The sequence below is a fragment of the Tsukamurella hominis genome (assembly GCF_965137015.1).
In the GTDB taxonomy this organism is placed as follows: domain Bacteria; phylum Actinomycetota; class Actinomycetes; order Mycobacteriales; family Mycobacteriaceae; genus Tsukamurella; species Tsukamurella hominis.
The window spans coordinates 170869-191499 of record NZ_CBCRZG010000007.1 but is presented as its reverse complement, the minus strand read 5'-3'; the positions used below and the strand labels follow the sequence as shown (position 1 = coordinate 191499).

Here is a 20631-nt window from a genome sequence, read left to right as displayed (position 1 = left end):
TACCGTTCGACTTGCATGTGTTAAGCACGCCGCCAGCGTTCGTCCTGAGCCAGGATCAAACTCTCCATAAAAAACACTAGAAACACAAGGTTTCAGCATAATCAGGAAATCCTGAACAAAAAACGAAACCACTGACAAAAATCAATGATTCCAGAAATACATCTCGCAAAGAAATAAACGAGAAAAGCCACAACACAAACAACCAAATAACTTGATTGTCCATGCGTGCCAAAAATTTTGGCACTGACAATTTCATCGACACACTGTTGAGTTCTCAAAGAACACGCCAAACGCGGCCGTCCACACCACATGTTTTCTGTGTGAACCGCACCTTCGCAGGCAGTTCAAGCTACACCCTCGCAGTCACCCAGTCAAATCGACTGGCGTAACTCGCTCGGAGCAACCGTTCTAGCTTAGCAGATCGGATTTCCGTGTGCAACTCGCTCTCGCGGGCCGCTCTCGGAACTGCTTCGATCAGGTCAACCGCACGTTTCGACCCCCTCGACCGTGTATCACGCTCGAGGTTGCGTCTCTCCGTAGTGGCTGGCTGCTCGGAGCAACCGTTCCAGCTTATGTCGGAGTCGATCTCGGTGTCAAACCGGGGTTCGGCTCCATGTTGTCAAGCTGTCCGCGTTTCTACCGTCTGACCTGGGCTTTTCGGCCCCGTCCTGGTCGGTGTCGCGCTGACTTCGAATAAGTTACGCACCGTGGAACGGAAGCACAAATCCCCAGGTCAGCCTGTAACGCGATGTTCATCTGCCCAGGTCAGAGGCTTGACACCTCGGGCGGGTCGTCGAATCACAGGTTTGTGACCTGCAGCACAAAGGCCGCCCCGCGCTCGTCGGCGGGGCGGCCCGTGTGGTCATGACCAGCGGTTTCAGGCGAATCGAGCCCCCGCGAAGGTCTTCTTGCCACGGCGGAGGACCAACCACCGGCCGTGCAGGAGGTCGCCGGCGGCCGGCTCCCACTCCTCGGACTCCACCTTCACGTTGTTGGCGTAGGCACCGCCCTCCTTGACCGCCCGCCGTGCGGCGCCCTTCGACTCGCACAGGCCCGACGCGGTCAGCAGGTCGACGATGGTCCGCGGCTCCCCCGCCGCCACCTCGGCGACCGACGCCTCTTCCAGAGCCGCCGCGAGGGTGCTCTCGGGAAGATCGGCGAGCTCGCCGCGTCCGAACAGCGCCTGCGCGGCCAGCTCCGCGGCACGGGTGTGCTCTTCGCCGTGGACCAGCGTGGTCATCTCCGCGGCCAGCCTCTTCTGTGCGGTGCGCTTCTGCGGGGCCTCGGCCGTCTCGCGCTCGAGTTCCGCGATCTCCTCCTGCGTGAGGAAGGTGAACCAGCGCAGGTAGCGGACCACGTCGGCGTCGGCCGTGTTCACGAAGTACTGGTACCAGGCGTAGGGGCTGGTCTGCTCCGGATCGAGCCACAGGGAACCACCACCCGTGGACTTGCCGAACTTCTTGCCGTCCGACGACGTCACCAGCTGCGTGGTCAGGGCGTGCACGTGCCGGCCGTCGATCTTCCGGTTCAGGTCCACGCCGGCCACGATGTTGCCCCACTGGTCGGAGCCGCCGATCTGCAGCGCGGCGTCGTAGCGCCGCGCGAGCTCCACGTAGTCGTACGCCTGGAGCAGCATGTAGCTGAATTCGGTGTAGCTGATCCCGTCCGACTCGAGCCGGCGCTTGACCGTCTCGCGCGCGAGCATCACGTTGATGGAGAAGTGCTTGCCCACGTCGCGCAGGAAGGTGGGCACGTTCATCTGCCCGTGCCAGTCCAGATTGTTGACCAGGATCGCCGCGTTCTCGCCGTCGAAAGCGACGAAGCGCTGGAGCTGGGTGTCGATCTTCGCCGCCCACTCGGCGACGGTGTCAACGGAGTTCATGACGCGCTCGCCGACGTCGCGGGGATCGCCGACCTGCCCCGTCGCCCCGCCGCCGAGCACGATCGGCCGATGTCCCGCCTCCTGGAAGCGGCGCAGGGTGAGCAACTGGACGAGGTGGCCCGCGTGCAGCGACGAGGCGGTGGGGTCGAACCCGGCGTAGAGGGTGATCCGCCCGGCGGCGAGGCGCTCGCGCAGCGCGTCGAGATCGGTGGACTGCGCGATCAGGCCGCGCCAGGACAGTTCCTCGAGGATGTCAGTGCTCACCCGTCCATTGTGAACGAACGGCCGCCTCGCGGAGGTCGCCGCCCTGCAGAGCGGTCACCAGCAGCTCGCGGTCCGCCGGCCCACCGCCGCGGGTGAACATCACCAGGTCGCCGTGCACCAGCTGATTCACCAGGAGGTCCGCAACCACCCGCGCGGCGTCGTCGGCCCTGCGGTGGGCGGCTGCACCGGACATCGCAGCGATCGCCGCCAGGTCCGCGACCAGCACCGCAGCGGGTTCCTCGTCGTACTCCTCCGCGAGCTCGGCGATGAGTGCGCCGCCGTGCACCGTCCAGCGCACCGTGATCGGCCCGATGCAGCCGAAGCGGTCGAAGAGGCGCTCCCAACCGTCGAACGGGCCGCGGAGCCAAGCCGGTGCGGGGACCTCACCGCGGAGTGCGAGCGCGCCCGGCACGCCCGGCCGCAAGTACCCGTTCAGCAGGTCGCGGACGTCGTCGGCGGTCGACGGTGCCGTCCGGACCACGTCGGCGAGGAGGCGCCACCGCGCGACGACGGCGACCGCACCCGCACCGTCGTCGACGGTGAGCAGGTCCCGGTCCTCGGCGTACGTGAGGTCGGCGAGCCCGGCGGGAAGGTCGAGCAGCGTCTGGACCGCGGCGGCGGAGGTGGGCGGCAGGCCGCCCAACCACGGCGCGATGCGCAGGCCGCGGACGGCGACCGGGGCGGTCGCGAGTTCGACACGGGTCACCGAGCGCAGGATCAGGAACACCCCGGCGACCAGGATCGCCAGCGCCGCGAGCGCGCCGAGAGCGAAGACCGCGCCGAGCAGGGACAGCAGCCACACGACGAGCGTCCCGGCCGCGGCGAGGGTCAGGGCGATCACGTACGCCGCGGCGAGGTCGGACGGGATCTGCGCGCGGTGCGCGATCTGCCGGTGTCGTTCGAGTTCAGCGTGGGAGCGGGCGGCGGCCGGGCCCAGCCGGCGCAGGTCCACCAGGCCCAGGATCGCGGCGAGTCGCGACTCCGCCGCCGTCGCCAGCGCCGTCCCCGAGTGCGTCTGCAGGATCGGCACGAGCGACCAGCCCGCCTCGAGCAGCCCGTCGGTGGTCGCCGGGAAGGGCGCGCCGAGGAGGGCGCGGGAGGCCGCCTCCTCGTCGGGATGGGCGAACGCCCGCGCGTTCACCGCGTTGAGGCCCCGGTCGCGGGCGAGCTGATCGATGTCGGTCACGCGGCGTAGTGCACCCGCTCCCCCTTGGAGCGCGGTTGGATTCCGCTGGGCGGGTCAGCGACTCACCGACGGATCGCCCTCCAACCACAAGCGCCAGGGCTTGTCGACCGCCCTGCTGATCCCGATCCGCGGGCCGGCCGCGACCGGGCCGCGCCGGGCGGCGATCTCGAGACGGACCGCCGAGGACGGGTCGAGCACGTCGATCCCCTTGTCCGCCACAGTGATCCCCAACGCCTGGCCGAGACGGCCCGGGCCGGCGGCGAGTCGCGAGTCGGGGTCGCGCACGGCGCGACGCTCCCGCACTCGGTCCAGACCGCTTTCGATGGCGGCCGCGCGGAGCAGCACACCGGAGCCGACTCCGTCCGGTCCAGCGGTGATGTTCACACAGTGATGGATCCCGTACGAGAGGTAGACGTACAGGTGCCCGGCCGGCCCGAACATCACGTCGTTGCGCGGCGTGGGGCCCGGGTAGGTGTGGGCCGCTGGGTCGGGCCACGGGCCGTTCTCGGGCGAGCCGTAGGCTTCCACCTCGACGATCCGGGCCCGGACCCCGTCGACGACGAGGACGGAGCCGAGGACGAGACGGGCCGCCGTGAGCGGATGGACGGCGAGCCGGTCCCGCAGGGACCCGGTCACCCGAACCGGGTCACTGGGCGGCGCGGGCGAGGATCGACTCGTGCTCGGCGTCGTCGACGTCGCGGGCCTCGCCGATCAGCAGCACGGGCAGCCCGTCCTCGATCGGGTAGGCGCGGCGCAGGCGCGGGTTGTAGAACAGCTCGTCCGGCACGTACAGCAGCGGCCCCTTGTCCTGCGGGCAGGCGAGGATCTTCAGCAGCGTCGCGTCGATGGCCATGGCGCCATGCTACCCAGCGGGGAGCCACACCGGCTTGACCGCGGTGCCCTCCCGGGCCGCGGCCCAGGCCTCGTCGAAGTCGGCGAACGTGGTCACGAGCCGCTCCACGGGCAGTCGTCCCTCGGCCGCGGCCACGGCGAGCTCGGGCAGGAATTCGGACGGTTCCGAATCGCCCTCGATCACGCCGATCACGCGCAGGCCGCGGGCCATGATGAGCATGACGGGGAGGTCGGCCGACGGGGCGCCGAGCCCGACCACCGCGAGGGTGCCGCGCGGTCGGAGCGCCAGGATCGCCTGGCTCAGGACGTCCGCGCGGGCCGTGGTGTCGACGGCGGCGTGCGCGCCACCGCCCGTCGCCTCGTTGACCTGCTGCGTGGCCTGCGCCCCGGCCTCGACGGCGTGCGTCGCGCCCAGGTCGAGGGCGAGCGCGCGGCGGTCCTCGCGCGGGTCGACGGCGACGATCGTCGTGGCGCCGGCGAGCTTCGCCCCCATGATCGCGGCGAGCCCCACGGCGCCGGTCCCGAAGACCACCACGGACTGACCCGGGTCCACCTTCAGCGCGCGGGTCACGGTGCCGACGCCGGTCTGGACGCTGCAGCCGAGCGGCGCGGCCAGCTCGAAGGGCAGATCGCCGATCGGGATCGTGTTCCGATCGGTCGCGAGCGCGAGGCCCGCGAAGCTCGACTGGCCGAAGAAGCCGCCGGTCACGGCCGTCTCCCCCGAGCGGATCCCCGGGAGTCCGAGGTAATTGCGGGTGATCGACTGCTCGCAGTAGCCGGGCGTGCCGGCCGCGCAGAACTCGCAGGTGCCGCAGCTGTCGAAGGTGAGCGAGACCCGGTCGCCGACGGCCAGGCCGCGCGCGTCGGGGCCGAGCGCTTCCACGACGCCGGCGCCCTCGTGGCCGAGGATCACCGGCAGGCCCTGTTCGGGCCACTGCGCGGCGAGGGTCAGGTCGGTGTGGCAGACCCCGACCGCGTGGATCCGCACCAGGACCTGGTTGCCGGTGGGCGCGGGGATCTGGACCTCGAGCGGCGACGGTGCCTCGCCGGGCGCGGCGACGACCCGCGCGACGGTGCCCGTCATCGGTCCGCGAGGCAGCCGCCGGACGTGCCGGGCGGAGTGTCGCGCTCGAGATAGAAGTAGAAGTACGGCGCGACCAGCTTCTTCCCGGTCATGACGCCCATGACCGTGTCGTCGTCGACCTTGGCGAAGTGGTCGATCACCGGCTGCCCGTCGTACACCATCGACGCGGTCACGGTCCCGTCGAAGTCGATGAGGCGCAGCGTCGCCTCGCCCTTGCCGAGGGCGACGTTGGAGAACTTCTGGCCCTGCTCGTCCAGGCAGACCAACGGCTGCACGTCGTTCTCGGAGACGAAGCTCTTGCCGTACCAGCGCGCCTTGCCGAGGGCACCGTCCATCGGGTGGCCCGAGGGCAGTTCGCCGCCGTGCCAGTCGCCGAGCAGGAACTCGATCGAGACGGGCTCGAGCTGCGCGAACAGCCCGGCGAGTTCGGCGGGTTCGGAATGGCGCGGCTCGTCGATGAGCCCGCGGACGGTGCGCTCTGCGGTCATGCCGTGATGTTATCCGATGTTCTCCGCAGGGCGACCGGAAACGGGAACACGTTTCAGTAGCTGAACGCCGTCGCCCCGTCGCCGATCCACTCCCACATCGGCACGGTCCCGCCCAGGGAGGCGCCGTCGATGAGCGGATGCTCCCGCAGCCCCTTCGCATCGACACAGATCGGGCAGACGAGGAACGTGCCCCCGGCCGCCGTGTACCGCGCGATCAGGTCCGGAATCGGCGGGCACCCCGTGCACGCGACACCGGTCGCGACCCCGGCCGTCGCCAGGCGCACCGCCTCCTTGGTCAGGAACATCAACGTCGGGCGGCCCGATTCCGCCGCCCCGACGGCGACCAGCAGCGCCACCGTCACCTTCTCCGTGTCCTCGAGTCCCGTGGTCAGCGAGACCACCGCCTTGCCGCTCATCACTCACTCCCGTCGTCGTCGATCACCTACGAGTCCCAGCGTGGGCGGGCTGCGACCCGCGCGGAAGTTCAGAAAATGAAGCTCGATGCGCTCCCTCCGCGGGCTACCGTGCGGAGATGGCCGAGTACGGGCAGTTCTGCCCCGTCTCCAAGACGTCGGAGATCCTCTGCGAGCGCTGGACCCCGCTGATCCTCCGCGAGCTGATGTGCGGCAGCGTCCGGTTCGGGGAGATCGCGCGCGGCGTGCCGACCGTGTCCACCGCCCTGCTGACGGCCCGGCTGCGAAGACTCGCCGCCGCGGGCGTCCTCACGCGCGAGCCCACCCCCGGCGGCGGTGCCGACTCCCGCCTCACCGAGGCCGGGCTCGAGCTCGCGCCGATCATCCTGGCGATGGGCGTCTGGGGACAGCGGTGGGCGCGCAGCGACTACACGCCCGACGAACTGGACCCCGGACTCCTGATGTGGGACGTGCGCCGATACCTGCGCCCGGGCGGCCTGCGGGCCGGCCGCACCGTCGTCGAGTTCAGGTTCGCGGCGGCCCCACCGGGGAGGAACCACTACTGGCTGGTGGACGACGGCGTCGACGACCGCCCCGTCGACCTGTGCCTGGTGCCCCCGGGATACGACGTGGACCTCTGGGTCGACGCGGACCTGCGGACCCTGACCCGGGTCTGGATGGGCGACGAGGGAATCGACGGGGCGCTGATGGACGGGCGGATCACGCTGTCCGGTCCCGCCGAGCTGCGGCGCGGCTTCCCCCGCTGGCTCGGGCGACATCCCGTCCTGGGCGGGGTCGGTCCCGCCGAGGAGTCGAGGAGCGCGGGCGCGCCGCCGGCTCGGTAGCGCCCCGGCGCGGGCGGCGGGGCCTAGGTTCGTCGACATGACATCCATCGCAGTAGTCACCGGAGCCGGCCGCGGTATCGGCCTCCGGTTCGCCCACCGGCTCGCGGACCAGGGCCATCGCGTGATCCTCACCGACATCGACGGCGAGGCGGCGCGCGCGGCGGCCGCGCAGGTCGGACGGGACGCCATCGGTCTCGCCCAGGACGTGCGCGACCTCGCCTCCCACCGCGACGTCGCCGAGCACGCGCAGGAGCTCGGCCGACTCGCCGTCTGGGTGAACAACGCGGGGATCCTCATCGCGGGCGACAGCTGGGATCACGACGACGATCAGGTGGCGTCGATCCTCGACGTGAACCTGCGCGGCCCGATCGGCGGCTCCGCCGCGGCCGTGAACGCGATGGGTGCGCGGGGCGGCGCGATCCTCAACGTCGCGTCGCTGTCCGCACTCTCCCCCGTCCCCGGGCTCGCGCTCTACGCCGCGACCAAGGCAGCCGTCCTGTCCTACACGACCTCGCTCCAGGGCGACCTCGACCACGCCGGCCTGCCGATCCGCGCGCGGGCGCTGTGCCCCGACGTGGTCCGCACCGCGATGGTCACCGACCGGGAGAAGGACGCCGGCGCCGCCCTGCTCTTCGCCGGACCAAAGCCCCTCGACGCGGACGACGTCGCGGCCGCCGGGCTGCGGCTCCTGCAGTCGCGCCAGATCTTCCGCGTCGTGCCGCGGTGGCGCGGCGCCCTCGCGCGGTCCTCCGATCTCGCGCCGTCCGTGGGGCTGCCCTTGCTGAGCGCGATGCGGCGCTTCGGTGACCGGCGGCAGCGCGACTGACCGCCTCTTGACGCCCGGTTCCGCCGGGTGCACAATTCACTCGACGATGAATTCATCGTCGAGTGAATTCTTTGGGAGGCGCCATGACCAGCGCGATCACCCTGTCCGGGCTCACCGTGGTCCGCTCGGGCAGCACCGTCCTCGATCACCTCGACGCCGAGATTCCCGCCGGCGCCATCACCGGGCTGCTCGGTCCGTCGGGCTCCGGGAAGACCACCCTCATGCGGGTGATCGTCGGCGCCCAGCGGATCACCGATGGCAGCGCGACAGTGTTGGGCCGCCCCGCGGGCAGCCCCGACCTGCGCGCCCGGGTCGGGTACACGACGCAGTCCCCCGCCGTGTACGGCGACCTCACCGTGGCGCAGAACGTCGAGTACTTCGGCGCGCTGTACCCTGCGCGACGCTCCACCGCGAAGGCCGACGTCGCGGAGGCGATCGACGCCGTCGGCCTGGGCGCGTTCGCCGACCGACCTGCCGACGCCCTCTCCGGTGGCCAGCGCTCGCGAGTCAGCATCGCGTGCGCGCTCGTGGCCCACCCCGAGTTGCTCATCCTCGACGAGCCCACGGTCGGCCTCGACCCCCTGCTGCGCGCCGAACTGTGGGAGCGGTTCGCCGCGATGGCGGCCGCCGGGACCACGCTCCTCGTCTCGAGCCACGTCATGGACGAGGCGGCTCACTGCGCCCGCCTCCTGCTGCTGCGCGAGGGCCGCCTCGTGGCCGAGCTCGCACCGTCGGACCTGCTGACCCGGACCGGCGCGACAACCCTGGACGATGCCTTCCTCGCACTCGTCCGCGAACAGGAGGCGACGGCATGAGCACCGTCCTGAACCCGAGCATCACCCGCGCGACCACGCTGCGCGTGCTCCGCCAGCTCCGCGCCGATCCCCGCACCATCGCCATGATCGTGGTGGTGCCGACGGCGCTGCTGACCCTGATGTACTTCCTCTACCGCGACTCGCCCGGCGGCACAGCGCTGTTCAGCCGGATCGCGCTGGTCCTGCTGGGCGTCCTGCCCTTCGCGCTCATGTTCATCGTCACCTCGATCGCCATGCAGCGCGAGCGGGTCTCCGGCACGCTCGAGCGGCTGCTCACCACGCCGCTCGCCAAGGCCGACCTGCTGCTCGGCTACGCCGTCGCCTTCTCCCTCGCGGCGACGGTCCAGGCGACGGTCGCGACCACGGTGGCGGCGTACCTGCTCGGCATGGAGACGGAGGGCAGCGTGTGGCTGGTCGTCCTGATCGCCGTCGTCGACGCCTGGCTCGGCGTCGCGCTGGGGCTGCTGTTCAGCGCCTTCGCCCGCACCGAGTTCCAGGCGGTGCAGTTCATGCCGATCGTCGTGGTGCCGCAGATCTTCCTGTGCGGTCTGCTCGTCCCGCACGACGCGATGCCGGGCTGGCTGCAGGGCATCGCCGACGTGCTGCCGATGACCTACGCGGTGAGGGCGCTGCAGGAGGTCGGCGCGCACGGGACCGCGACCACAACGATGTGGACCTCGCTCGCCGTCGTCGCCGGTTTCGCGATCGCGGCGCTCGCGCTCGCGGCCGCCACCCTGCAGCGGAAGGTCGCGTGAGCGGCCCGGCCCGCAGGTCGGGCCGGCGCACGGGCAGCCCCGACACCCGTGCCGAGATCCTCGCCGCCGCCCGGGCCGCGTTCGCCCGCGGCGGCCTCGCGGGCACGACGGTGCGGTCGATCGCGGAGGCCGCAGGCGTGGATTCCGCGCTGGTGCACCACTACTTCGGCACGAAGCAGCAGCTCTACCTGGCGGCGCTGGCGATCCCCGTCGACCCGGAGTTCGTGCGGGCGCCGCTCCGGGACACCCCTCTGGACGACGCCGCGCGCGCCCTGCTCCGCGCGCTCCTGACGATGTGGGACGGGCCGCTGCGCGAGGTCGGCGTCGCGGTGATCCGCACCAACCTCGGTAACGACGGCGACCCCGCGATCGTGCGGGGCTTCCTCCTCGAGATCGCGCTGGCAGAGCTCATCGGCCGCATGGACGCGGGGCCCGGCGACGGCGTGCTGCGCGCGAACCTCATGGTGGGCCAGGTGTTCGGGCTGCTCGTCGCGCGCTACGTCGTCGGCTTCGAGCCCCTGGCCTCGCTCACGGTCGACGAGGTCGTCGACCTCGCCGCTCCCCCGCTCCAGCAGGTCATCACCGGCCCTCTACCCCGCAATTGAACGACGTTCTGGAGTGCAAAACCGCAGGTCAGACTCTCCAGAACGTCGTTCAATCGGGTCAGGCGGTGGTGGCGGCCCAGGTGCGAAGCGGCGGGACGGCCTCGGTGACCGTCGTCAGTTGGCGAGCCACCGCCGACGGTGCCGTGCCGCCGCGGGCGTCGCGCGAGGAGACGGAGCCGCGCACCGTCAGCACCTCGCGGACCTCCGGGGTCAGCGCCGGGTGGATCGCGGCGAACTCCGCATCGGTGAGACCGTCGAGGCCGACGCCGCGGGACTCGGCGGCGCGGACGCACTCGCCGGCCGCCTCGTGCGCGACGCGGAAGGGCACGCCCTGGCGCACCATCCACTCGGCCACGTCGGTCGCGAGGGTGAATCCGGCCGGGGCCAGCGCGCCCATGCGCTCCGGGTGGAAGGTCAGCGTGGCGGTGAGCCCGGCGACGGCCGGCAGCAGCAGCCGCAGCTGCTCGACCGAGTCGAAGACCGGCTCCTTGTCCTCCTGCAGGTCGCGGTTGTACGCGAGCGGCTGCGCCTTGAGCGTCGCCAGCAGGCCCGTCAGGTTGCCGATGAGCCGGCCGGCCTTGCCGCGGGAGAGCTCGGCGACGTCGGGGTTCTTCTTCTGCGGCATGATCGAGCTGCCCGTGGACCACGCGTCGGCGAGGGTCACATAGCCGAACTCGGCCGTGCTCCACAGGATCACGTCCTCGGACCAGCGCGAAAGGTCGACGGCGATCTGCGCGAACACGTACGCGGCCTCCGCCGCGAAGTCGCGCGACGCGGTGGCGTCGAGGCTGTTGTCCGCCGCGGAATCGAAGCCGAGGTCGGCAGCGATGGCGTCGGGATCGAGCCCCAGCGACGATCCGGCCAGGGCGCCGGAACCGTACGGCGAGACGGCGATCCGCTTGTCCAGGTCCTGCAGCCGCTGCACGTCCCGCAGCAGCGGATGCGTGTACGCCAGCAGGTGGTGCGAGAGCAGGATCGGCTGCGCCGCCTGCAGGTGCGTCTTGCCCGGCAGGATCACGTCGGGGTTGGCCTGCGCCTGCGCGACGAAGGCGTCCACCACGTCGAGCACGCCGACCGCGACGAGCCGCACCGCGTCGCGCAGCCACATCCGGAAGAGCGTGGCCACCTGGTCGTTCCGCGACCGGCCCGCCCGCAGGCGGCCGCCGACCTCGGGGCCCGCCCGTTCGATGAGCCCGCGCTCCAGCGCGCCGTGCACGTCCTCGTCGGACTCGGCCGGCTGGAAGGCGCCCGAGGCCACGTCGTCGCCGAGGCGGGTGAGCGCCGCGAGCATCGCCTCGAGATCCTCGTCGGACAGCAGCCCGGCGCGGTTGAGGACGCGGGCGTGCGCCTTCGACGCGCGCACGTCGTACGGGGCCAGCGCCCAGTCGAAGTGCGTGGACTTGCTCAGCGCGGCCATCGCCTCGGCCGGGCCGGACGCGAACCGGCCGCCCCAGAGGCTGCCCTCGTTGGTGCCGTGCTTCTCGGCGTTCTCGCTCAACGGATCTCCTAGTCGGTGCCGAGGTCGAACGCGGCGTGGTTGCTCGCCTCGTCGAGCGCGGACGGGATCTTCTCGCCCCCGGAGACGATGGCGTCGGCGCCGCCCTGCTCCAGCTCTCCGACCAGCGCGGCGGTCTCGCCCGCGACGATGCCCTGGGCCGCGTACTGCTCGAGCCGCGAGCGGGAGTCCGCGATGTCGAGGTTGCGCATGGTGAGCTGGCCGATGCGCTCGTCGGGTCCGAAGGCGGCGTCGCCCACGCGCTCCATCGAGAGCTTCTCGGGGTGGTACGAGAGGTTCGGGCCGGTGGTGTCGATGATCGAGTAGTCGTCGCCGCGGCGCAGGCGCAGCGTGACGGAGCCGGTGACGGCGGAGGCGACCCAGCGGATGATGGCCTCGCGCTGCATGAGCGACTGGGGGTCCAGCCAGCGACCCTCGTACATCAGGCGGCCCAGGCGGCGGCCCTCGTTGTGGTACGTGGCGATCGTGTCCTCGTTGTGGATCGCGTTCACGAGGCGCTCGTAGGTGGCGTGCAGCAGCGCCATGCCGGGCGCCTCGTAGATGCCGCGCGACTTGGCCTCGATGATGCGGTTCTCGATCTGGTCCGAGATGCCCAGGCCGTGGCGGCCGCCGATGCGGTTCGCCTCGCGGACCAGCTCGACCGGGTCGGAGTACTCGACGCCGTTGATCGCAACCGGGACGCCGGCATCGAAGGTGACGGTGACGTCCTCGGTCGTGATCTCGACGGACTCGTCCCACGGGGCGACGCCCATGATCGGGTCGACGATGACGACGCCGGTGTTGAGGTACTCCAGGTCCTTGGCCTCGTGCGTGGCACCCCAGATGTTGGCGTCGGTGGAGTAGGCCTTCTCGGTGGAGTCGCGGTACGGGAAGCCGTGCGCGACGAGCCACTCGCTCATCTCCTTACGGCCGCCGAGCTCGGTGACGAACTGCGAGTCCAGCCACGGCTTGTAGATGCGCAGCGCCGGGTTCGCCATGAGGCCGTAGCGGTAGAACCGCTCGATGTCGTTGCCCTTGTAGGTGGAGCCGTCGCCCCAGATGTCGACGCCGTCCTCCTTCATGGCCCGCACCAGCATGGTGCCGGTCACGACGCGGCCGATCGGGGTGGTGTTGAAGTAGGTCTTGCCGCCCGAACGGATGTGGAACGCGCCGGTCTGCAGGGCGGCGATGCCCTCCTGCACCAGCAGCGGCTGCACGTCCACCAGCCGCGCGATCTCGGCGCCGTACTCCTTGGCGCGACCGGGGACCGCGTCGATGTCCGGCTCGTCGGGCTGGCCGATGTTGGCGGTGTAGGTGCAGGGCACGGCGCCCTTGTCGCGCATCCAGGCGACGGCCACGGAGGTGTCGAGGCCGCCGGAGAAGGCGATGCCGACGCGCTCGCCGATGGGCAGGGTGGAGAGGACCTTGGACATGGTCGATAAGCCTATCTGGTGGTGAGTGTGCGGATTCAGGCGAGCGCCACGAGGCGCTCTGCGAGGTCTTTCCCGGTCAGGGGCTCGCGCGCGACGACGAGAACGGTGTCGTCCCCGGCGACGGTGCCGACCACCTCGGGCAGCGACGAGCGGTCGAGCGCACTGGCGAGGAAGTTCGCCGCGCCCGGCGGGGTGCGCAGCACGCAGATGTTCCCGCTGTGGTCGGTGGAGACGAGCAGTTCCCCCAGCAGCCGGGAGAGCCGCTCCGTGCCGCCGGAGACACCGCGCACCGGCGAGCCGTCCTCCGGCACCACGTACACGCCGGTGCCGCCATCGGCGCCGCGCAGCTTCACGGCGCCCAGCTCGTCGAGGTCGCGCGAGATGGTGGCCTGGGTGGCCTCGTAACCGCCGCGCACGAGCAGCGCCTGCAGTTCGGCCTGGCTGCGCACCTGGTGGTTCGCGAGGATCTCGACGATGGCCGCCTGCCGCCCGGCGCGCGTGGCGAGCGGCTGCTCGCTCACGACCGCTCCAGCAGCCAGGTGAGCAGCGCCTTCTGCGCGTGCAGCCGGTTCTCGGCCTCGTCGAACACCGCGGACTGCGGCCCGTCGATCACCTCGTCGGTGATCTCGTCGCCGCGGTGCGCGGGCAGGCAGTGCAGCACGATCGCGTCGGGGTCGGCGTGGGCCAGCAGCTCCGCGTTGATCTGGTACGGGCGGAACGGCGCGTTGCGGTCCACGCCGTCGTCCTCCTGGCCCATCGACACCCAGGTGTCGGTGACCACCACGTCGACGCCCGCCACCGCGAGGACGGGATCGGAGATGACGCTGACCTCGGCGCCGGTCTCCGTGCCCCGGGCCCGGGCCGCCGCCACGAATCGCTCGTCCGGCTGGAAGCCCGACGGTGCGCTGATGGTCACGTCGATCCCGGCCGTCACGCAGCCGAGCATGTAGCTGTGCGCCATGTTGTTCGCGCCGTCGCCGAGGTAGGTGAGCTTGAGGCCGGCGACGGAGCCGGTGCCCTCGGCGCCCTTGCGCTCGGCGATGGTCTGCAGGTCCGCGAGGATCTGGCAGGGGTGGAAGTCGTCGGACAGCGCGTTGACGACGGGCACCGTCGAGTAGCGCGCCAGCTCCTCGAGGCCCTCCTGCGAATACGTCCGCCAGACGATGGCGTCCACGAACCGCGACAGCACGCGGGCGGTGTCGGCGAGCGACTCGTCGCGGCCCATCTGGGTCGACTTGGTGTCCACGACGACGGCGTGCCCGCCGAGCTGCGCGATGCCGACGTCGAAGCTGAACCGGGTGCGCGTGGAGTTCTTGTCGAACAGCACCGCCACACCCTTCGGGCCCTCCAGCGGGCGCCGCGAGAACGGCTCGGCCTTCAGCTCCGCGGCGAGCGCGAGCACCTCGCGCTGTTCGGCCGGGCTGAGGTCGTCGTCGCGGAGGAAGTGGCGGGTCATGATTGCTCCTGGGCTGAGTCGAGCAGGGCGGGAAGGGCGGTGAGGAAGCGGTCGGCCTGCTCGTCGGTGAGGACGAGGGGCGGGGCGAGGCGGACCACGTCGGGCTGGGCGGCGTTGAGCAGGAATCCGGCGTCGCGCGCGCCGGTCTCGATCGCCTTGGCGACGCCGCGGGACAGGGTGATCCCGAGGAGTAGGCCGGAGCCCCGGACGCCGGTGACGAGCGGATGACCGAATCCCTCGACGGTGGCGGCGATGTGCTTGCCGAGGGCGTCGGCGCGCTCGGCGAGGCCCTCGGCCTCGATCACGTCGAGGACGGCGTTCGCGGCGGCCGCGGCGACGGGGTTGCCGCCGAAGGTGGTGCCGTGCTGGCCGGGCGTGAGCAGCTCGCCGGCGGCGCCGACGGCCACCGTCGCGCCGATGGGCAGGCCGCCGCCGAGCCCCTTGGCGAGGGTGAAGACGTCGGGCGTCACACCGGCCCGCTGGTACGCGAAGAGCGTTCCGGTGCGGGCGATCCCGGTCTGCACCTCGTCGAAGACGAGGAGCGCGCCGGCCTCGGTCGCGGCGGCGCGGGCCTCCGCGAGGTAGCCCGCGGGCGGGACGACGACGCCGCCCTCCCCCATGATCGGCTCGAGGAAGATCGCGGCCGCCCCGTCCGCCGCGGACCGCAGTGCGCCGGCGTCGCCGTAGGGCACGTGGGTCACCGACTCGATGAGCGGCGCGAAGGGCTCCCGCTTGGCGGGCTGGCCGGTCAGCGCCAGCGAGCCCATGGTGCGGCCGTGGAAGGCGCCTTCGGCGGCGACCATCGCCGTGCGGCCGGTGCGCCGGCCGATCTTGATGGCCGCCTCGTTGGCTTCGGCGCCCGAGTTGCTGAAGAACACCCGGGTGCCGGGCACGCCGACGGCCTCGGTGAGCCGCTCCGCGAGGCGCACGACGGGCTCGCTGATGTACAGGTTGGAGACGTGCCCCAGCGTCGAGACCTGCTGCGTCACGGCCTCGACGATCTTCGGGTGGGCGTGGCCGAGGGCGTTGACGGCGATGCCGCCGAGCAGGTCGACGTACTCCGTGCCGTCGGCGTCGGTCACGGTCGCGCCGCGGCCGGACACCAGCGCGATGGGCGGGGTGCCGTAGGTGTCCATCACCGCGGCGTTCCACCGCGACTGCATTGCTTCGTTGCTCATGTGTGTCAGATCCAGGTCTCTGAAGGAGGTTTCGGCGGGGTCACCATGGTTCCGATGCCCTTGCTCGTGAACAGTTCGAGAAGCACGGAGTGCGGCACCCGCCCGTCGATGACGTGCGCGGTGGGAACGCCCCCGTGCACGGCTCGCAGGCACGCCTCCATCTTGGGGACCATGCCGGAGTCGAGGCTGGGCAGCAGCGCGGTCAGTGCGTCGGTGTCGATCTCCGAGGTCAGGGACGAGCGGTCGGGCCAATTCGTGTACAGGCCCTCGACGTCCGTGAGCACCACGAGCTTCTCGGCGCCCAGCGCCTCGGCCAGCGCGGCGGCGGCGGTGTCGGCGTTGATGTTGTGCACCACCCCGTCCGCGTCCGGCGCGATCGTCGAGATCACGGGGATCCGGCCGGCGGCGATGAGGTCGTTGACCGCCTCCGGGTTCACTGCGGTCACGTCGCCGACGAGGCCGATGTCGGTCGGCGCACCGTCGACCACGACCTGCCGGCGCGTCGCCGTGAACAGGTGCGCGTCCTCGCCGGACATGCCGACGGCGAAGGGCCCGTACGAGTTGATCAAGCCCACCAGCTCGCGCCCGACCTGTCCGAAGAGCACCATCCGCACGACGTCCATGACCTCGGGGGTGGTCACCCGGAAGCCGCCGCGGAATTCGCCCTCCATGCCGAGGCGCTTCAGCATGGCGTTGATCTGCGGGCCGCCGCCGTGCACCACGACGGGGTGCAGGCCGCAGGTCCGCAGGAAGACCATGTCCTGGGCGAAGGAGCGCTTGAGCTCGTCGTCGATCATGGCGTTGCCGCCGTACTTGACCACGACGGTCTTGCCGTGGAAGTCGAGCAGCCAGGGCAGCGCTTCGGCGAGTACGCCCGCCTTGTCGAGCGGCGTGAGATCGGGTGCGCTCATGAGGAGTACGCCGAGTTCTCTTCGACGTAGGCGTGCGAGAGGTCCGTGGTGCGGATCGTCGCGGTGCCCCGCCCGAGGCCCAGGTCGACGGTGACGTCGATCTCCGGCCCGGAGAGGTCCACGTCGCGCGCTCCCGGTACGCCGCAGCCGTTCTCGGCGATGGGCTGCCCGTTGAACGAGACGGTCAGCTTGTCGTGCACCAGCTCGATGGGCGCGATGCCGATCGCGGCCATGACGCGGCCCCAGTTGGGGTCGCTGCCGAACAGCGCGGTCTTGACCAGGCTGTCGCGGGCGATGGCGCGGGCGCCGATGAGCGCCTCCTCCTCGGAGGCGGCCCCGGTCACGGTGATGAGGATCCGCTTGGTGACGCCCTCGGCGTCGCCCTGCAGCTGGGCGGCGAGGTCGTCGCAGACCTCGCGGACGGCGGCGTTGAGTTCCTCCTGCGTGCAGGTCTTCTCGCTGGCGCCGCTGCTGAGCAGGAGCACGGTGTCGTTGGTCGAGGTGGCGCCGTCCACGTCGAGCCGGTCGAAGGTGTAGGACGTGGCGTACCGCAGGGCCTCGTCGAGTTGCTCCGGGGTGGCGTGCACGTCGGTGGTGAGCACCACGAGCATCGTCGCGAGCGAGGGCGCCATCATGCCGGCACCCTTCGCCATGCCGCCCACGTTCCAGCCGCCGGAGTGGTGCAGCGCCGTCTCCTTGGGCACGGTGTCGGTGGTCATGATCGCGTGCGCGGCATCGGTGCCGCCGGTGAGGCCGCCGCCCATCTCGTGCACGATCTCGGTGACGCCCGCGAGCACCTTCTCCATCGGCAGGCGATCGCCGATGAGCCCGGTCGAGCACACGGCGACCTCGCCGGCGCCGGTCTCGGTCCCCCAGTGACTCAGCGTCTCCGCGACCTTCTCGGCCGTGGCGTGGGTGTCCTGGAAACCGCCGGGGCCGGTGCAGGCGTTGGCGCCGCCCGAGTTGAGGATCACCGCGCGCAGGTGCCCGTCCTTGATCACCTGCTCGCTCCAGAGCACCGGCGCGGCCTTGACCTTGTTGCGGGTGAAGACGCCCGCGGCGGCGTAATGCGGCCCCTCGTTGAAGACCAGGGCCAGATCCGGCTTGCCGGAGGCTTTGATCCCCGCCGCGATCCCCGCGGCCTTGAAGCCCAGCGGCGCGGTGACGCCCTGGTTCCGAACGAGTTTGAAGGTGCTCACGGTGCGACTCCTACGGTGGACAGGCCGGCGGTCTCGGGGAAGCCGAGCGCGAGGTTCATGGACTGGACGGCGGCGCCGCCGGTGCCCTTGGTGAGGTTGTCGATGGCGGCGGTGGCGATGAGGCGCCCGGCGCGCTCGTCGACGGCCACCTGCACCTGCACGGCGTTGCTGCCGACCACCGACTTGGTCTGCGGCTGCAGGCCTTCGGGGAGCAGGTGCACGAAGGGCTCGTCGGCGTAAGCCTTTTCGTAGACCTCCCGGGCCTGCGCGGCGGTCACCGTCGTCGGGGCGGAGACGGTGGCGAGGATGCCCCGGGCCATGGGCACGAGGATCGGCGTGAACGACACCGTCACCGGCGTATTCGCGGCCGCTGAGAGGTTCTGCGTGATCTCCGGGGTGTGCCGGTGCGTGGTCACGCCGTAGGCCCGCGCGGAGCCGATCGCCTCCGAGGCGAGCAGGTCGGTCCGCAGCGACTTACCGGCGCCGGAGGTGCCGCTCACGGCCACGACGGTGACCTCGGGCGCGACGATCCCGGCCGCGACGGCGGGCAGGAAGGCCAGGGTCGACACCGTCGGGTAGCAGCCCGGGACGGCGATGCGGGACGCGCCGGCGAGCACGTCCCGGTTGCCGGGGAGCTCGGGCAGGCCGTAGGGCCAGGTGCCGGCGTGGGCGCTGCCGTAGTAGTGCTCCCACTCCGCGGCGTCCTTGAGCCGGTAGTCGGCGCCGCAGTCGATGATGAGGGTCGACGGGGGCAGCGCCTCGGCGATCTCGGCGGACTTGCCGTGCGGCAGGCCGAGGAAGACGACGTCGTGGCCGCGCAGCGTGTCCGGGGTGGTCTCCTGCAGGACGCGGTCCGCGAGGGGCAGCAGGTGCGGGTGGTGCTCGAAGAGCGTGCTGCCGGCGTTGCCGCCGGCGGTGAGCGCGCCGATCGTGAGCTCGCCGGACAGGTACTGCGGATGGCCCAGCAGCAGCCGGAGGATCTCTCCCCCGGCGTAGCCGCTCGCGCCCGCGATCGCCACGGAAACAGTCATGCAATGATTATGCACCATCATGCAAGGCTATTCACATAGGCGCCGGGGAATGCCGCCACGAACACCCACAGGTTCCGCCCAGCCGCTCATCAGGAGCCGTGGGCACCCTGGGTAGCAGTAACGAACTGAACCCTGCACCCGAAAGACCTCATATGCGCAACGATCTTCCGACCTCGAACCCCGACGCCCTGACGCAGCCGCTGTCGCTGCCGCGCCGCGACCGCGGCCTGCGGGGCACCGTCAACCGCGTCCTCGACGGCTTCGCGCCGCGCGTGGAGAACCGCGCGATGCTGGTGAAGATGGGCCGCGGCCGCCCCAGCCTGGTGGGCGATCACCGGCGCGGCAACCACATCACGCAGGCCTTCCACCTGGGCTGACGGCGCCCACCCGGGTCAGGCGAAGCGCGCCAGCCGGGCCGCGGCGGCCTCGGTCGCACCCATACGCGCGATGGTCCGCCGCTCGTCGTCGAGCTGCTCGCCGTAGGTGCGGGCGTACGACGCGCGCACGAGCCGCCGCGCCTCGCCGAGCGCGGGGTGCGGGCCCGCGAGCAGTCGTTCGACGGAAACGGCGACCTCGGCCTCCAGCTCCTCGCCGGGGACGACCCGATCGATCAGCTCCCACGCGGCGGCGGTCGGCGCATCGATCCGCTCGCCGTGCAGCAGCATCCGCAACGCGCGTCGCATGCCGACCGCCTTCGGCAGCAGCGCGGAGACGCCGCAGTCGGGGCTGAGCCCGACGCCCGCGTACGCGGTGGAGAAGTGCGCGGATTCGGTCGCGATCGCGACGTCGGCCGCGAGCACCAGACCGAGGCCGCCGCCGGCGACGGGGCCCTGGATCGCCGCGACCACCGGTACCGCGAGGCCGTTCAGTGCGTCGAGCGCGTCGTGGATCGTGCCGGCGAGGCGATCGAGCATCGCGCCGCGATCCTCGGCCACCACCATCGCCTTGACGTCGCCGCCGGCGCAGAAGAACCGTCCCTCGGCGCGCAGCACGACGACCCGCACGTCGTCGCTCGCGGCGATCGACCCCACGACCTCGACGAGCGCATCCGCCAGGGGCTGGCTCAGCGCGTTCGCGGCGTCGGGCCGCCGCAGGGTGATCGTGGCGACGCCCCGCTCGTCGACGCCGAAGCCCAGCCCCGCGTCGTCCGCCGCGCCACTGCCGATGTCATCCGCCACTGGATCCTTCTTCCGTCATGAGAACCGTTCGCGCCCAGACTCCCACAGCCCGTCGGGGCCGCTGAGGCGCACACCGATGTCCGCGATCGTCGCGACCACCTCCGCCTCGTCCATCGGGACGGCGCCGCCGAGCCAGCGGGTGAGCACCTCGACGGTGCCCGCCACGACGAACCACGAGGTCACCTCCGCCCGTGGCGCGCCCCGGTCCGCGTAGATCCCCGCCGCCAGCAACTCACTGAAGACGCGGAACGCCCGGTGCCGGTGCTGCTCCAGCACCGCCACCCGCGGCGCCTCCTCGAAGAGCCGCGCCGTCCGCGCGTCCTCGGCCAGGATGCGGGCCAGCGTCTCGACGGTGCGCCGAATCCGCCTCTCGACGTCGTCCTCGCCGTCGAGCACGGCGGCGACCCGTTCGCGGATCACCTCGAGCAGCCCGTCGAGCGCGGCGAGCAGAATCTGCTCCCGGTCCGCGAACGCCTCGTAGAAGTACCGCTTCGACAGCCCCGCCCGCCGGGCGACGGCGTCCGCCGTGACGGCCTCGACGCCCGCGTCTCCGACGACGTCCAGGCACGCCTCGAGCAGCTGCGCCCGCCGGGCGGACCGTCGGTCCTCCGCACTCACGCCCCGCCAGGGCCGCACCACCTCGTCCACGGATCAATCTTGACACATAACCGTTCTTAGTTCATCGTCAATCCAGGAACGATGCAGTTCCGACTTTCCGACGGGCCCAGGGAGACG

Annotated in this window: 23 protein-coding genes and 1 rRNA gene; 6 read left to right on the top strand and 18 right to left on the bottom strand. The window is 71.4% G+C overall.

Annotation, left to right across the window (positions count from 1 at the left end; translation table 11 throughout):
• The 8 genes from ACM9LD_RS12130 to ACM9LD_RS12095 all read right to left on the bottom strand — a co-directional run.
• Window positions 1-71: ribosomal RNA gene (locus tag ACM9LD_RS12130) — 16S ribosomal RNA — on the bottom strand; the annotation flags it as partial.
• Window positions 72-877: 806 nt separating this feature from the next.
• On the bottom strand, window positions 878-2146 hold the full coding sequence (tyrS, locus tag ACM9LD_RS12125; protein ID WP_415676895.1) for a tyrosine--tRNA ligase: 1269 nt from the start codon (window positions 2144-2146) through the stop codon (window positions 878-880).
• Window positions 2136-3332 (bottom strand): hypothetical protein, encoded by a 1197-nt coding sequence (locus tag ACM9LD_RS12120; RefSeq protein ID WP_415676894.1) that lies wholly within the window; start codon window positions 3330-3332, stop codon window positions 2136-2138. The genes tyrS and ACM9LD_RS12120 overlap by 11 nt, the downstream gene beginning before the upstream one ends.
• A gap of 54 nt (window positions 3333-3386) precedes the next feature.
• Complete coding sequence (locus ACM9LD_RS12115) at window positions 3387-3968, bottom strand: DNA-3-methyladenine glycosylase (RefSeq protein ID WP_415676893.1); 582 nt, start codon at window positions 3966-3968, stop codon at window positions 3387-3389.
• A gap of 10 nt (window positions 3969-3978) precedes the next feature.
• Window positions 3979-4185, bottom strand: coding sequence for a Trm112 family protein (locus ACM9LD_RS12110; protein WP_102102028.1), 207 nt, complete (start codon window positions 4183-4185; stop codon window positions 3979-3981).
• Window positions 4186-4194: 9 nt separating this feature from the next.
• Window positions 4195-5268, bottom strand: a complete 1074-nt coding sequence (locus ACM9LD_RS12105; RefSeq protein ID WP_415676892.1) for an NAD(P)-dependent alcohol dehydrogenase — start codon at window positions 5266-5268, stop codon at window positions 4195-4197.
• Window positions 5265-5756: a DUF4334 domain-containing protein gene (locus ACM9LD_RS12100; RefSeq protein ID WP_415676891.1), complete on the bottom strand. Its 492-nt coding sequence runs from the start codon at window positions 5754-5756 to the stop codon at window positions 5265-5267. Before ACM9LD_RS12100 ends, ACM9LD_RS12105 begins: the two co-directional genes overlap by 4 nt.
• A gap of 53 nt (window positions 5757-5809) precedes the next feature.
• Complete coding sequence (locus ACM9LD_RS12095) at window positions 5810-6172, bottom strand: peroxiredoxin (protein ID WP_415676890.1); 363 nt, start codon at window positions 6170-6172, stop codon at window positions 5810-5812.
• Between the two features lie 116 nt (window positions 6173-6288).
• On the opposite strand from ACM9LD_RS12095, the gene ACM9LD_RS12090 reads away from it, so the two are divergent.
• The 5 genes from ACM9LD_RS12090 to ACM9LD_RS12070 all read left to right on the top strand — a co-directional run bounded on the left by ACM9LD_RS12090 (window position 6289) and on the right by ACM9LD_RS12070 (window position 10015).
• Window positions 6289-7014: a winged helix-turn-helix transcriptional regulator gene (locus ACM9LD_RS12090; protein WP_415676889.1), complete on the top strand. Its 726-nt coding sequence runs from the start codon at window positions 6289-6291 to the stop codon at window positions 7012-7014.
• A gap of 37 nt (window positions 7015-7051) precedes the next feature.
• Entirely contained in the window at window positions 7052-7840 is a 789-nt protein-coding gene (locus ACM9LD_RS12085) for an SDR family NAD(P)-dependent oxidoreductase (RefSeq protein WP_415676888.1), read from the top strand.
• 83 nt (window positions 7841-7923) lie between these two features.
• A complete protein-coding gene (locus tag ACM9LD_RS12080) occupies window positions 7924-8655 on the top strand; it encodes an ABC transporter ATP-binding protein (protein ID WP_415676887.1) in 732 nt (243 codons plus the stop codon).
• Window positions 8652-9410 (top strand): ABC transporter permease, encoded by a 759-nt coding sequence (locus tag ACM9LD_RS12075; RefSeq protein WP_415676886.1) that lies wholly within the window; start codon window positions 8652-8654, stop codon window positions 9408-9410. Before ACM9LD_RS12080 ends, ACM9LD_RS12075 begins: the two co-directional genes overlap by 4 nt.
• Entirely contained in the window at window positions 9407-10015 is a 609-nt protein-coding gene (locus ACM9LD_RS12070; RefSeq protein ID WP_415676885.1) for a TetR/AcrR family transcriptional regulator, read from the top strand. The genes ACM9LD_RS12075 and ACM9LD_RS12070 overlap by 4 nt, the downstream gene beginning before the upstream one ends.
• Window positions 10016-10073: 58 nt before the next feature.
• On the opposite strand, the gene argH is transcribed toward ACM9LD_RS12070, so the two are convergent.
• Genes argH through argC form a run of 8 tightly spaced genes read right to left on the bottom strand, consistent with a single transcriptional unit; the run spans window position 10074 to window position 18718 of the window.
• On the bottom strand, window positions 10074-11513 hold the full coding sequence (gene argH, locus ACM9LD_RS12065) for an argininosuccinate lyase (protein ID WP_415676884.1): 1440 nt from the start codon (window positions 11511-11513) through the stop codon (window positions 10074-10076).
• Between the two features lie 8 nt (window positions 11514-11521).
• Window positions 11522-12943, bottom strand: coding sequence for an argininosuccinate synthase (argG, locus tag ACM9LD_RS12060; protein ID WP_415676883.1), 1422 nt, complete (start codon window positions 12941-12943; stop codon window positions 11522-11524).
• Window positions 12944-12978: 35 nt separating this feature from the next.
• The gene (locus ACM9LD_RS12055) at window positions 12979-13482 is read right to left on the bottom strand and encodes an arginine repressor (RefSeq protein WP_068520415.1); all 504 of its coding nucleotides are present in this window, start codon (window positions 13480-13482) and stop codon (window positions 12979-12981) included.
• Complete coding sequence (gene argF, locus ACM9LD_RS12050; protein ID WP_415676882.1) at window positions 13461-14399, bottom strand: ornithine carbamoyltransferase; 939 nt, start codon at window positions 14397-14399, stop codon at window positions 13461-13463. Before argF ends, ACM9LD_RS12055 begins: the two co-directional genes overlap by 22 nt.
• Window positions 14396-15577, bottom strand: a complete 1182-nt coding sequence (locus ACM9LD_RS12045) for an acetylornithine transaminase (protein WP_415676881.1) — start codon at window positions 15575-15577, stop codon at window positions 14396-14398. The genes argF and ACM9LD_RS12045 overlap by 4 nt, the downstream gene beginning before the upstream one ends.
• Window positions 15578-15582: 5 nt before the next feature.
• Entirely contained in the window at window positions 15583-16488 is a 906-nt protein-coding gene (argB, locus tag ACM9LD_RS12040; RefSeq protein ID WP_224647484.1) for an acetylglutamate kinase, read from the bottom strand.
• Window positions 16485-17687, bottom strand: a complete 1203-nt coding sequence (gene argJ, locus ACM9LD_RS12035; protein ID WP_415676880.1) for a bifunctional glutamate N-acetyltransferase/amino-acid acetyltransferase ArgJ — start codon at window positions 17685-17687, stop codon at window positions 16485-16487. The genes argB and argJ overlap by 4 nt, the downstream gene beginning before the upstream one ends.
• Window positions 17684-18718, bottom strand: a complete 1035-nt coding sequence (gene argC / locus ACM9LD_RS12030; RefSeq protein WP_415676879.1) for an N-acetyl-gamma-glutamyl-phosphate reductase — start codon at window positions 18716-18718, stop codon at window positions 17684-17686. Before argC ends, argJ begins: the two co-directional genes overlap by 4 nt.
• A 152-nt stretch (window positions 18719-18870) precedes the next feature.
• Between argC and ACM9LD_RS12025 the strand changes: the two genes are divergently transcribed.
• Complete coding sequence (locus ACM9LD_RS12025) at window positions 18871-19095, top strand: hypothetical protein (protein ID WP_415676878.1); 225 nt, start codon at window positions 18871-18873, stop codon at window positions 19093-19095.
• 15 nt (window positions 19096-19110) lie between these two features.
• Here ACM9LD_RS12025 and ACM9LD_RS12020 read toward each other — a convergent pair whose 3' ends face one another.
• A complete protein-coding gene (locus tag ACM9LD_RS12020; RefSeq protein WP_415676877.1) occupies window positions 19111-19896 on the bottom strand; it encodes an enoyl-CoA hydratase/isomerase family protein in 786 nt (261 codons plus the stop codon).
• Window positions 19897-19911: 15 nt separating this feature from the next.
• A complete protein-coding gene (locus ACM9LD_RS12015; protein WP_415676876.1) occupies window positions 19912-20544 on the bottom strand; it encodes a TetR/AcrR family transcriptional regulator in 633 nt (210 codons plus the stop codon).
• Window positions 20545-20631 lie beyond the last annotated feature (87 nt).

Bases quoted from the DNA above. Each gene is read 5' to 3' on its own strand.
- ACM9LD_RS12080 (WP_415676887.1), top strand. From the start codon at position 7,924: ATGACCAGCGCGATCACCCTGTCCGGGCTCACCGTGGTCCGCTCGGGC.
- ACM9LD_RS12045 (WP_415676881.1), bottom strand. From the start codon at position 15,577: ATGAGCAACGAAGCAATGCAGTCGCGGTGGAACGCCGCGGTGATGGAC.
- ACM9LD_RS12100 (WP_415676891.1), bottom strand. From the start codon at position 5,756: ATGACCGCAGAGCGCACCGTCCGCGGGCTCATCGACGAGCCGCGCCAT.
- argB (WP_224647484.1), bottom strand. From the start codon at position 16,488: ATGAGCGCACCCGATCTCACGCCGCTCGACAAGGCGGGCGTACTCGCC.
- ACM9LD_RS12025 (WP_415676878.1), top strand. From the start codon at position 18,871: ATGCGCAACGATCTTCCGACCTCGAACCCCGACGCCCTGACGCAGCCG.
- argG (WP_415676883.1), bottom strand. From the start codon at position 12,943: ATGTCCAAGGTCCTCTCCACCCTGCCCATCGGCGAGCGCGTCGGCATC.
- ACM9LD_RS12105 (WP_415676892.1), bottom strand. From the start codon at position 5,268: ATGACGGGCACCGTCGCGCGGGTCGTCGCCGCGCCCGGCGAGGCACCG.
- argF (WP_415676882.1), bottom strand. From the start codon at position 14,399: ATGACCCGCCACTTCCTCCGCGACGACGACCTCAGCCCGGCCGAACAG.
- ACM9LD_RS12110 (WP_102102028.1), bottom strand. From the start codon at position 4,185: ATGGCCATCGACGCGACGCTGCTGAAGATCCTCGCCTGCCCGCAGGAC.
- ACM9LD_RS12090 (WP_415676889.1), top strand. From the start codon at position 6,289: ATGGCCGAGTACGGGCAGTTCTGCCCCGTCTCCAAGACGTCGGAGATC.
- argC (WP_415676879.1), bottom strand. From the start codon at position 18,718: ATGACTGTTTCCGTGGCGATCGCGGGCGCGAGCGGCTACGCCGGGGGA.
- ACM9LD_RS12075 (WP_415676886.1), top strand. From the start codon at position 8,652: ATGAGCACCGTCCTGAACCCGAGCATCACCCGCGCGACCACGCTGCGC.
- ACM9LD_RS12095 (WP_415676890.1), bottom strand. From the start codon at position 6,172: ATGAGCGGCAAGGCGGTGGTCTCGCTGACCACGGGACTCGAGGACACG.
- ACM9LD_RS12085 (WP_415676888.1), top strand. From the start codon at position 7,052: ATGACATCCATCGCAGTAGTCACCGGAGCCGGCCGCGGTATCGGCCTC.